We start from the raw sequence: 10,377 nt of genomic DNA, 5'->3' as shown, positions 1-10,377 counted from the left end.
ATGTCGGCCGTCCGAATTCGGCGGATTCCCCACATTTCCGGCGATTTTCAGGGGTTTTTCGCCCCAATTCGGTGGACAGAGCGCTGCGACGTAGCGATCCCCTCCTTCGCGGCCGAAGCAAGCGCCCCCACATTTCACGAGGGAGTTGCGGCGTCCTTCTGTATTCCTTGCATGATCATGGAAGCTGATGCCGTCTGAAGGCTTATTTGCCGGCATTTCCGCCTCAGAGCGCCGATAGCGCGCGATCGCCGCAGTGGAGGGCAAAGATGCGCGCCGGATCGGAAAACACGCTGTACGGACTCTCATTTAGCACGTAAAACACGCTTGCAAAGGAACCATTGCCTGTGCGTTCCTTATCTGAACAAACGCAGCAGAATCGGGGAAAATCTATGGCAAAATCTGCGAAGAACATTGCCCCTGCTTTGCCCCGTCGGCTTATCGGCTATGCACGCGTTTCTACCGACGACCAGATTCACGATGCGCAGATCGACGAACTCCGGGCCGCCGGCTGTGACCGTATTCACCAGGAGCATGGTTCTGGCGCCTCTCGTGCCCGGCCGGTTCTCGCCAGGGTGCTGAAGGAGCTGTCTGCCGGCGACGTCCTCGTCGTCGTGCGGCTGGACCGGCTGGCACGTTCGGTCAGTCATCTGCTCGATGTCATCGAGAACCTCGAGGAACGAGGCGTCCATTTCCGATCGCTGCGCGATCCGATCGACACTTCGACGCCACAGGGCATGTTCTCACTCCAGGTCCTTGGTGCTGTCGCCCAGCTCGAGCGAGCACTGATCGCCGAGCGCACGAAGTCGGGGATGAGGGCGGCCAAGGCACGTGGTCGCCTAGCAGGCAATCCAGGTCTTCGTGAGCGACGACCAGAAGCGATCCGTGCTGCCGCAGCCGCCAAGAACCGGGTCTACCTCGACGAACTAATTACGTCTGCCCAAACCTGGCTTCCGACGGTAAAGCAGCTTCGGCCGCAGCATAGCTGGGACAACGTTGTGCGGATCCTCAATCGAAAGGGCCACGACTGGACTGTCGAGCGCCTGCGCCGCGCCGTCCATCGTTTGGTGAGAGAGAAGCTCGCGGACTCCGAACTGTTGGCCCGCTCTCCCCGCAGACCGGTAGACGATCGCCATATGAAGCTTGTCGCGGCGATCGCGATCGCAGATCCGACTTTGACGCTGCGGGATATCGCAGGTCAGTTGGACCAGATGGGAGAGCGTCCGGTTCGCGGCGGCCGGAAATGGCAGCCCTCATCCGTCAAAGCTCTCATGGATGAGGCGTTTCGGTTTGGGCTTCTGAGGGACTGAGCAGCTCGCGTGCTAACCGCGAGATCGCTTTAGAGCGGTTCCGCGGTGCCAGCGTCGAGAGCTTGTTCCAGCGCGGATCTTTGATCGCCGCGGTGGCCAGTCGAAGATAGTCGGCGTCCGATCGACGTGGCGGTCGCTTTTCCCGCGGTTCCGCCTTGGGACGCTCGGGTGGGATCCGATGGGGAGCGTCTCTGTTCCCAAATCTCTTGAACGCCCAGATCAGCCATTCGTTAGGAGGACCGAGATCGGATCGCGCATTGCCAATGTCCAACATCTGCGCGATCGTCAAAAGAGTGGAACACCGCCAAGTCACGGACAAACCGGTCATTGGCTCATCTTCGGTCACTGGTATGGAAGTTCGACCGAAAGGGCACTCTATACCGAACAAGTCGATTTCAGGCCGCCCGGCGTTCGCAGAGGCAGTCCAAAGAAAGCGGATCGCTTCTTTGAACCTAGCGAGTGTCGTTTGCCCCCTCCCCTCCTCGGCGTCATTGATCGCCTTCATCGTTGCGATCAGCAATTCGGCATGGCGTCGCTCGGAAGGCGCCGGCGGTGCGCGGGAAACGGCGGCCAGACAGCTGGAGCAGATTAGCTCGGCCAAGCCATCCCGATATTCAAATCGGAAACCGCGACCTGCGAAGCATGCTGGGCAAAAATATCGCAAACGGAGTCGGTGGATGGTGCACGCGACGGTCTCGGCGCGCGACCAGGTTCGGCGGAGATACTGATCACGATCATTTCGCCGATCGTCCTCAAGGCAAGCCGGGCAAATGCCGCACGATTGGGAACGAAGCACGTAGCCTAGGGGTGCAGCATGGCGGCGGAGTGCAAGCTTTTCGACGATGTCGCTGCGGACCCTGCAGGCGCGGACCCATCGTCGTAGATTTTCCAATGCAGGATTGAAATCGCGGTCCTCGGACACTGAGCGGTCGAGGTGCAGCCAGGTATCGATGTCATCAATCCCCAGAGAATAGCGAGCTGCGACCCTGCTCTGCCAGGACGAGATCAGCTCATCCTCGCAGGGCCGCGGTGCCAGAGGGAGGAGCGGAATGGGCTTCACCGCGCAATCCGTCTTTGTAGCTGACGCTCGGAATACCGCGTCATCGAAATCAGCGGCAGAACCAGTTCACCGGCAGTGAAGCTCTCGAGCGTGATGCGCTCACTGCCGCTGCGGATCGCCTCGACTGCGGCAGTCTCGATCAGACGGAAGATCCGGACGGTCACGCCATCGGTCAGCTCCAACACACGTTGACGGACCGCAGCCGTCCCGATGTCAGATGGCTCGCGGAGCGGCAGAATGCCGGCCAGGCTCGATAGCAGTTGGGCCAGATATTTGTCGTTGGACCAACGTTTGAGATGGAAGGCCTCGAACCGTTCGGCAAGTTGCTGGTCTGTGAGTAGGGCCTGCCGGGCGAGATCGGTTCCCGCACAGATCAGCGGTACCTTCAGATCATTTGCCAGAAACCGGATGACATTGAGGAATATCCGCTGCTGTCGGAAAGTGCCGGTCAGGACGGCATGGATCTCGTCGATGATCAGCATGCGTACGCCCATGTCCCTCATCAGGCTCCGGCAGACAGCTTTCAAGCGCCAGGCCGCTTCGTATTGCGGCCCTGGCGCTCCAAGCGCGCTCAGCAACTCGCCGTAGACATCGCGCTCGACAGGTTCGGCCGGCATCTGCATGGCAACGACAGGCATGGTCGTAATGCCAGTGCCGCGGTCGAACCGAGGCGGGTGATCCCGCAGGAACTTCCGAATGATCTTTGTCTTACCGATCCCGGTATCGCCGTAAAGGAGAAGGCATGGCATCCGATCACGCGCGGGGTAGGACAGAAGATCCTCCAGCCGCCTCATCACCGACGTTGCCTGCGACGTCTCGAACCATCGATCAGCGCGCAGCCACGCGATCCGCTCGTCGGTGTCTAGAGCGGCGTACTGGCGATAAGCGGGCTGCAAGTGCTCGTAGGCGGTCATGACCATTCCTCCACGGATAATGGCGGCAGATCGTCGAAGACTTCCTGGGCCTGCTCGTACTCGGGGATCGCGATGCGATCGCGCCCTGCCGACAATGCCCGTTCATTCCGCTCGGCAGTCCGCCGAACGGTTCGGGTCTTCTCAGCGGCATTCGCCAAGAGGCGTCGCTGCTCGGCGATGGTCGAGAAGATCAGGTCTTCGTTGACGGCCTTGATGCCTCTCGCCCGCAACGCAGCCAAAGCCAGCCGGTGTTCGCCAAGCGTGATGCGAGGGCGCCGAAGATCCGCGAAATGCACCGTCTCGACGAAGTGTTCTGCCCCTTCGACCTGAACACGCGATAGGTCACGGGGATCATATCTGACGCGCACCCTCTGGCCTCTGCCAGCCCATGGGCTCAAAACGTCGTCCCAATACCGAAGCCCAAACAGATGGATGCCGTCTCTGCGGACGAACCGTTCTTCAAACGGCAGGAAGTCCTTCAGAAATTGCTCTGGATCGTGGGGAAGCCTTAGCGGATACGGTCGATCCACGAGGCTGTCATCCCAGGCTAGCCTTGGCGGCACGCCCAAGCCTCTGTGGATTTCGGCATGATAGCGGCCCGTGATTTCGAACGCGATCCACTTTTCAAGCTCATCAAGGGTCATCGCGGCGTGCTTTTCGGGATCGTAGGCGCCGCGGTCCGCAACATTGCTTGATGTCGAGCCCGGCAGCATGTGCACCGCGCCCATCATGGTGCCGATCAACCGCTCGATATGGGCACCGTAATGCGGGCGTTGGACAGGCCGGTGAACGAGGGAAATCCCGTGTTCAGCGGCCCCTCGAACCAGGGCCTTGCCATGAAACTCCCGCCCGTTGTCGAGGTGAATAATGTCTGGCAGGCCATGGGCTGGCCATTCAGCCGCAATACCTTTTTCCTCGAGCCATGGTTCTTTCGGCAAGACCAACTGTTGGACCACCAGGGCAACGGAAGTCGATGAAGGGCTTTCCAAGCTAAGATAGAACCCCGCCACCATGCGGCTCGCGACATCGATAGCCAGCGTTAGCCACGGTCTTTGCAGCGGGCGACGGTGGAGAGTGTCGACGATGAACAGGTCCACCAAGGTGTGGTCGATCTGCACGATCTGAAACGCGTAGTCTGACTTGTATTCCTGGACGACGGGCGCAAACCTTTGTCGCGCGGCTTTCGCCCCTTCTCTATCGCGATAAATGGCCTTCTGGTCCGCCTGCTGGACGCGTAATGCGACTGCCTTCCAAGAGGGCGCGCGAACGCCAGCCTCGTGACACAGCTGGCGAACCCGATGGTGAAGTGCCTTCACCGTCGGCCTCTCCCGGCTTCGATAGGTGTCGCGCATCGCAGCGTCGATGATGTGCTCAACCTCAGCAGACAGACGGCGGCTACCCTTTTCCGGTCCCGGGAGCTGGTCGAGGAGCGAGCTGGCGACCGGCGCGGCGCGATAGAGAGCGATAAGTTCGTACAGACGGGTCCGCTTCAGACCAAGATCCCGACAAACGCCTACAAAACGAGCGGCTGGAATCCGCGTGGCCGAAGCAAGCGGACGGATAAGCGCCTCGCGGGCGATCGCTTTTGTCCATGCGGCCTCAGTTGCCGCTATCTTGTCGGGTTTCTTTGTCATCGAAGATCTCCTCGTCCCGTTACGGTTCGAGTGAAACTCTGCGCCGATTACCTCAGCCGCAACGATGACGACGGACTGTTACAGATCCAAGACAGTACCTGCGGAACTTCATCCTGAGATCGGTGAAGGACGATATGCGCGTTGCATCGTGACGATGAGCCCGAACGTGATGATCGCGAGCGCACCAAGCATTGCGGCGACCGTGAGCGATAGAAAAATGCCGATGTTTGCCATCGCGAATGCCATGACAAAAGGCGCCAAAGCCGAGAGGACCAACTTGGAGGCCATCGTCTTCCCCTGCAGCTTACCATAGCCGTCACTGCCGAACAGGTAGAGAGGTAGGGTGCCGGCAACAATGCTGAGCAGGCCGTTGCCCATCCCAAAGACAACGGCGAAGACCATTGAGCCTGAGATGGAAGGCGCCGTGAACTGCAGGATCAATACGCCTCCGGGGATAAGGATTGCCGCAACGATCGCCAACTGCAGTGCCGGCAGGTTTTTGCCGAACACCATATTGATCAGACGGCTCGCTACTTGTGACGGGCCGAACAGTGTACCGATCAGCGCCGCGGAGGTCCCGAGGCCGAGACCGGACAGCAGCGGCACCATATGTACCAGCACGGCCGAGCTGGAGAGCGACAGCAGCGAAAACGCCGTGACCATCAACGCGAAGCCGAGGCGACGTTGCTCGGGCGGCAGTATCCCTTCGACTCGCTGCGGGGCCGATTTGGTCGCGGACCGGCGCGCGGTGGCGCCGTGCGAAAGCCAAACGTGGATCGGCAGGCATAGGAACAGGTTCAGGCCGGCATAGATCAGATAAACATTCTGCCAGGACATCTGCGCATGTAGGGCTGTCGTGATCGGCCAGAACATCGTGGAAGCGAAGCCGGCGAGCAGCGTCAGATAAGTAATGCTGCGCGACGCCACGTGCGGCCTGATCTGGACAAGGAGCGCGAACGCCGCGCCGTATTGGACCAGGTTGGCCGCCACCTGGATCGCAATCAAGGCCACAACGTATGCCGCCTTGCCCGGCGCATAGGCGCAGGCTGCGAGAGCCACGGCGGCGATCGCCGAGCCGACCGTCATCACCCGCCCTGGACCGAGGCGGTCGAAAAGGCCGCCGAGCCAGGGCGCGGTTAGTCCGCCGATCAGCAGCGCGATCGAAAGCGCGCCAAAGATCCATTCGGTCGACCACGCAAAATGCGCGGCCATGTCGGGCGCTAGGATGCTGAAGCTGTAATAGAGTGTGCCATAGCCGATGTTCTGGGTGACGCCCAAGGCAAGGATAGCGGCAACAGGGACTCGTTCGCTCATATGGAATTCAGGCTCACGCGCTGCTCCAGCTTTTCGGCTTCTTCTTTTCGCTCGCTGTAGCGATCAGTGAGATATGCAGAGGCGTCACGGGTCAGCAGCGTGAACTTGACCAACTCCTCACAGACGTCGACGACGCGATCATAATAGGACGACGGCTTCATGTGGCCGTCAGGGTCGAATTCCTGGAAAGCCTTGGCGACCGACGACTGGTTCGGGATGGTGATCATCCGCATCCAGCGGCCGAGCACACGAAGCTGGTTGACGGCATTGAAAGACTGCGAGCCGCCGGAGACCTGCATAACGGCTAGTGTCTTGCCCTGCGTCGGCCGCACCGAACCCACCGAAAGCGGGATCCAGTCGATCTGCGCCTTCATGATACCGGTCATGGAGCCGTGGCGTTCGGGACTGATCCAGACCTGGCCTTCCGACCAGGCAGAAAGCTCACGCAGCTCCTGCACCTTCGGATGACTCACCGGCTCCGCGTCGGGAAGCGGCAGGCCCGCCGGATCGAAGATCTGAACCTCGCAGCCAAAATGTTCGAGCAGGCGCGCCGTCTCTTGCGCAAGCAGCCGGCTATAGGACACCGGACGCAGGGAGCCATAGAGGATCAGGATCCTCGGCTTGTGGGTGGAAAAGGACGGACGCAACGCCTGCAGATCGGGAAGCTGCAGGTGCGCAAGGGATGCGGCAGGCAAATCAGACAATGCGCTTTCCTTCCGCATTGAGGACACGTTCGCCGTCTTCCTTGGTGAACGCGCCCTTGTGGGTGTCCGGAAGGATATCCAGGACCACTTCCGACGGCCGCGACAGGCGCGTGCCTATGGGTGTGATGACGAACGGCCGGTTGATCAGGATCGGATTCTTGAGCATGGCGTCGAGCAGCTGATCGTCAGTCAGGTCAGGGTTATCGAGGCCCAGCTCCGCATAAGGCGTGCCCTTTTCACGGATGGCGCCGCGCACCGTCAGGCCGGCATCAGCGATCATCTGCACCAGCTGTGCTCGCGTCGGTGGGGTTTTCAAGTATTCGATCACTGTGGGCTCGATGCCGGCGTTACGGATCATTTCCAGCGTGTTGCGTGACGTTCCGCAGGCGGGGTTGTGATAGATTGTGACGTCCATGGTTTCAGGCCCTTTTGATGGTGGAAGCGGAGGAGCGGACGGCGGCGCCGCGCTCGTACCAGCCCTTGCTGCGGTTAACGATCCAGACCACTGACAGCATCACGGGCACTTCGATCAGCACGCCTACGACGGTTGCCAACGCCGCTCCGGAATTGAAGCCGAACAGGCTAATCGCGGCTGCCACCGCCAGCTCGAAGAAGTTGGATGCGCCGATCAGGGCCGACGGGCCGGCGACGCAATGTTCCTCACCGCTGACGCGGTTGAGGACGTAGGCCAGGCCGGAATTGAAATAAACCTGAATTAGGATCGGCACGGCCAGCAGGGCGATCACGCCCGGTTGAGCGAGAATCTGTTCGCCTTGAAAGCCGAACAGTAGCACCAGGGTCGCCAGTAGAGCGACGAGGGATACCGGCTGCAGCCTGGCACCTAGGCGGTTTACGTCGGTCAGCCGACGCAGGATCTGCGCTGCAATCACCGGCAGCACGATGTAGAGCACGACCGACAGAATCAGAGTATCCCATGGGGCCGTGATGGCCGAGAGGCCAAGGAGCAGCCCGACGATCGGGGCGAAGGCCACCACCATGATTGTGTCGTTCAGCGCGACCTGGCTCAGCGTGAAATGCGGCTCGCCTTTGGTCAGGTTCGACCAGACGAACACCATGGCGGTGCAGGGCGCGGCCGCAAGGATGATCAGGCCCGCGATATAGGAATCGATCTGCCCTGCCGGCAGGTAGGGCCGGAACAGATAGCCGATGAACAGCCAGCCAAGCAGGGCCATCGAAAACGGCTTTACTGCCCAGTTGATGAACAGGGTGACGCCGATCCCTCGCCAATGGCGGCCGACCTGCCCGAGGGACGCGAAATCGATCTTGAGCAGCATTGGGATGATCATCAGCCAGATCAGCACTGCCACTGGCAGGTTGACCTTCGCGACTTCGGCCGCGCCGATCGTCTGGAAGGCCCCGGGCATAAGGTGGCCGAGCGTCACCCCGACGACGATGCAGGCGAATACCCACACCGTCAAATAGCGTTCAAACGTGGACATGATTTTACCCTCGGATAGTCTTGGCCAACAGGCCGGCCGAGGCCGGGCAAAGGCTTGCCGCCTGGCGTGTTTGCAAGATTGCGGCCGGCGCGGTCGCGCGATCGACCTTCACGAAGCCTAAATACTCAAAGAATGCAGTGGCCGTTTCTGTCAGCAGGTAAACGGTGCGGGCACCATCGCGCGCTGCCTGGTCAAGCATCTGGCGTGAGATGGCTTCGCCATAACCACGCCCGCGCTTGTCGGAAAGCACGACCACGGAGCGCAATAGCGCACAGTCGCCATAGGGTTCCAATCCGCCAAAGCCAACGATCTGGCCCTGGTCCGTAAAGCGGAAGAAGGTGCGCCCACCTTGCTCCAGATCGTCGATCGGAAGCCCCGCCGCCTGCAGTGCTGCCTGGAGATCCTGATCGCGCCCGCTCGCCGGCTGCTGATCCAAAACGTAGCTCACGCGACGTCGCCCTTGCGGCTGGTGCTGCCTTCCATCGTCCCGATCGTGCGGAGTTGAGTTTCCAGCGCCAGCTTGTCGATCGACGCGAGCGGCAGGTTCACAAACGCGGTAATGCGGTTCTTGAGGTAGCGGGCGGCTTGGGAGAAGGCCTGGCCCTTTTCAACCAGCGAACCGTCGACGGCTGCCGGATCTTCAACGCCCCAGTGGGCAGTCATCGGGTGGCCGATCCAGACCGGGCAGGCTTCGCCAGCGGCATTGTCGCAGACCGTGAAGATGAAATCCATTTGCGGCGCGCCGGGCTGCGCGAAGACGTCCCAGCTTTTTGAGCTGAACCCCGCCGATTCGTATCCGAGGCCGCGTAGCGTATCCAAAGCCAGTGGGTGGACCTCGCCCTTGGGCTGGCTACCAGCGGAAAACGCGCGGAATCGGCCCTTGCCTTCCCCATTCAAAATGGACTCGGCAAGGATCGATCGGGCCGAATTGCCGGTGCAAAGAAACAGGACGTTGTAAACGCGATCAGCGGTCATTGCAGGTTCTCCTTTGCGGTTGGCGCGCAGCAAGCGCAGACCTCGGTGGCCGGTGCGCATATCTCCGGGTGACCGGCGCAGCAGTCTTCCATCAGGAAGCGAACCAGCGCGCCCAGACCGTCGTAGTTGGCGGTGTAGATGATCGATCGGGACTCCCGCTGCTGGTTGATAAGGCCAGCGCGCTCCAGTTCCTTCAGATGGAACGACACGTTGGAGGGCGAGACCTCGGCCTTTTCGGCGATAGCACCGGCAGCCATTCCGTCCGGACCGGCCACCACCAGCATGCGGACGATATGGAGCCTTGTTTCCTGCGACAGTGCCGCAAATGACATCAGGGCTTGACGTTCTTCCATATTTCTACAATCCTTGAATTATTGAAACAGGAGTAGCCGAAATGAACGCACTCGACAAGCCCTTTCTCGAAACGGATATCAGCCTTGGCCACCTGCTCGACACAATCGACGGCGTCCGGGATCTGCCGTTGATCTTCTCTTACGACGGCCGCCCGGTGAAAGGTGGCTATCACGTGACCGAGGTGAAGGCGGGACAGTTCGCAGCGCTCGACTGTGGCGCTGAGCACGAGGAATGGTCCGAAATCTTCGTACAGCTGTGGGACATCGACGAGGACGACCGCACGCATATGCCGGCTCGAAAGTTCGCGGCAATCATCCGCAAGGTGTCAGAGCATTTGCGGCTGGATGGATTAGCAAAGCTGACTTTTGAAGTTAGTGACGGCGTCCGGCCGATGCAGCTTTACTGTGCAGCGACCCCTGCCGTGCATAGCGGCGCAGTTCATGTCGACCTGGTACCGCGGCCGGCGAGCTGCAAGCCGCGCGATCGCTGGCTCGCAGAAGAAAACCAGAAGGCCTCAGCTTGCTGTGGTCCAAAACAACAGGCAGGCTCGTGCTGCTCCTGAGTCCGCCCAATTAGGGTGAGTCCGGCGAATTGGGTGAATGCCTTGTTCTTTGGAATCAGCGAGATAGAATCCGCTCGATAAGGACGGCCGACA

Annotated in this window: 13 protein-coding genes; 3 read left to right on the top strand and 10 right to left on the bottom strand. The window is 60.6% G+C overall.

The window, feature by feature from the left end:
- Both G6L28_RS22795 and G6L28_RS20965 read left to right on the top strand, forming a co-directional pair.
- On the top strand, positions 1 to 198 hold a 198-nt coding region (locus G6L28_RS22795), incomplete at its 5' end, for a hypothetical protein (protein WP_210265781.1).
- 191 nt (positions 199 to 389) lie between these two features.
- Entirely contained in the window at positions 390 to 1,307 is a 918-nt protein-coding gene (locus tag G6L28_RS20965; protein WP_174066198.1) for a recombinase family protein, read from the top strand.
- Here the strand turns inward: G6L28_RS20965 and G6L28_RS23230 are convergent.
- The 10 genes from G6L28_RS23230 to G6L28_RS20915 form a co-directional block, all read right to left on the bottom strand.
- On the bottom strand, positions 1,267 to 2,367 hold the full coding sequence (locus G6L28_RS23230) for a TniQ family protein (protein WP_174066196.1): 1,101 nt from the start codon (positions 2,365 to 2,367) through the stop codon (positions 1,267 to 1,269). The two genes, G6L28_RS20965 and G6L28_RS23230, sit on opposite strands and share 41 nt — an antisense overlap.
- Complete coding sequence (locus G6L28_RS20955) at positions 2,364 to 3,281, bottom strand: TniB family NTP-binding protein (RefSeq protein WP_202033803.1); 918 nt, start codon at positions 3,279 to 3,281, stop codon at positions 2,364 to 2,366. Before G6L28_RS20955 ends, G6L28_RS23230 begins: the two co-directional genes overlap by 4 nt.
- Positions 3,278 to 4,915: a Mu transposase C-terminal domain-containing protein gene (locus G6L28_RS20950; RefSeq protein ID WP_174066188.1), complete on the bottom strand. Its 1,638-nt coding sequence runs from the start codon at positions 4,913 to 4,915 to the stop codon at positions 3,278 to 3,280. Before G6L28_RS20950 ends, G6L28_RS20955 begins: the two co-directional genes overlap by 4 nt.
- A 108-nt stretch (positions 4,916 to 5,023) precedes the next feature.
- Positions 5,024 to 6,229, bottom strand: coding sequence for an arsenite efflux MFS transporter ArsK (gene arsK / locus G6L28_RS20945; protein ID WP_174066186.1), 1,206 nt, complete (start codon positions 6,227 to 6,229; stop codon positions 5,024 to 5,026).
- Complete coding sequence (gene arsH, locus G6L28_RS20940; protein ID WP_174066184.1) at positions 6,226 to 6,951, bottom strand: arsenical resistance protein ArsH; 726 nt, start codon at positions 6,949 to 6,951, stop codon at positions 6,226 to 6,228. Before arsH ends, arsK begins: the two co-directional genes overlap by 4 nt.
- Complete coding sequence (gene arsC / locus G6L28_RS20935; RefSeq protein WP_174066177.1) at positions 6,926 to 7,348, bottom strand: arsenate reductase (glutaredoxin); 423 nt, start codon at positions 7,346 to 7,348, stop codon at positions 6,926 to 6,928. The genes arsH and arsC overlap by 26 nt, the downstream gene beginning before the upstream one ends.
- A gap of 4 nt (positions 7,349 to 7,352) precedes the next feature.
- Positions 7,353 to 8,393, bottom strand: coding sequence for an ACR3 family arsenite efflux transporter (gene arsB, locus G6L28_RS20930; protein WP_174066175.1), 1,041 nt, complete (start codon positions 8,391 to 8,393; stop codon positions 7,353 to 7,355).
- A 4-nt stretch (positions 8,394 to 8,397) separates the two neighbouring features.
- A complete protein-coding gene (arsN2, locus tag G6L28_RS20925) occupies positions 8,398 to 8,841 on the bottom strand; it encodes an arsenic resistance N-acetyltransferase ArsN2 (RefSeq protein WP_093002839.1) in 444 nt (147 codons plus the stop codon).
- Positions 8,838 to 9,368 carry an arsenate reductase ArsC gene (locus tag G6L28_RS20920; RefSeq protein ID WP_174066173.1) on the bottom strand — a complete coding sequence of 177 codons (531 nt, stop codon included), beginning with the start codon at positions 9,366 to 9,368 and terminating at the stop codon, positions 8,838 to 8,840. Before G6L28_RS20920 ends, arsN2 begins: the two co-directional genes overlap by 4 nt.
- The gene (locus G6L28_RS20915; RefSeq protein ID WP_174066171.1) at positions 9,365 to 9,721 is read right to left on the bottom strand and encodes an ArsR/SmtB family transcription factor; all 357 of its coding nucleotides are present in this window, start codon (positions 9,719 to 9,721) and stop codon (positions 9,365 to 9,367) included. The genes G6L28_RS20920 and G6L28_RS20915 overlap by 4 nt, the downstream gene beginning before the upstream one ends.
- Positions 9,722 to 9,762: 41 nt before the next feature.
- Between G6L28_RS20915 and G6L28_RS20910 the strand changes: the two genes are divergently transcribed.
- The gene (locus G6L28_RS20910; RefSeq protein ID WP_174066169.1) at positions 9,763 to 10,284 is read left to right on the top strand and encodes a DUF6428 family protein; all 522 of its coding nucleotides are present in this window, start codon (positions 9,763 to 9,765) and stop codon (positions 10,282 to 10,284) included.
- Positions 10,285 to 10,377: the final 93 nt, after the last annotated feature.

The organism is Agrobacterium larrymoorei (assembly GCF_013322225.1).
Lineage (GTDB): Bacteria > Pseudomonadota > Alphaproteobacteria > Rhizobiales > Rhizobiaceae > Agrobacterium > Agrobacterium larrymoorei_A.
The sequence above is the reverse complement of the archived record's forward strand: the minus strand, read 5'-3'. Positions and strand labels throughout refer to the sequence as shown.

Coding starts and splice junctions, on each gene's coding strand:
- G6L28_RS20965 (WP_174066198.1), top strand. CDS start 390: ATGGCAAAATCTGCGAAGAACATTGCCCCTGCTTTGCCCCGTCGGCTT.
- G6L28_RS20955 (WP_202033803.1), bottom strand. CDS start 3,281: ATGACCGCCTACGAGCACTTGCAGCCCGCTTATCGCCAGTACGCCGCT.
- G6L28_RS20950 (WP_174066188.1), bottom strand. CDS start 4,915: ATGACAAAGAAACCCGACAAGATAGCGGCAACTGAGGCCGCATGGACA.
- arsK (WP_174066186.1), bottom strand. CDS start 6,229: ATGAGCGAACGAGTCCCTGTTGCCGCTATCCTTGCCTTGGGCGTCACC.
- arsH (WP_174066184.1), bottom strand. CDS start 6,951: ATGCGGAAGGAAAGCGCATTGTCTGATTTGCCTGCCGCATCCCTTGCG.
- arsC (WP_174066177.1), bottom strand. CDS start 7,348: ATGGACGTCACAATCTATCACAACCCCGCCTGCGGAACGTCACGCAAC.
- arsB (WP_174066175.1), bottom strand. CDS start 8,393: ATGTCCACGTTTGAACGCTATTTGACGGTGTGGGTATTCGCCTGCATC.
- G6L28_RS20920 (WP_174066173.1), bottom strand. CDS start 9,368: ATGACCGCTGATCGCGTTTACAACGTCCTGTTTCTTTGCACCGGCAAT.
- G6L28_RS20915 (WP_174066171.1), bottom strand. CDS start 9,721: ATGGAAGAACGTCAAGCCCTGATGTCATTTGCGGCACTGTCGCAGGAA.
- G6L28_RS20910 (WP_174066169.1), top strand. CDS start 9,763: ATGAACGCACTCGACAAGCCCTTTCTCGAAACGGATATCAGCCTTGGC.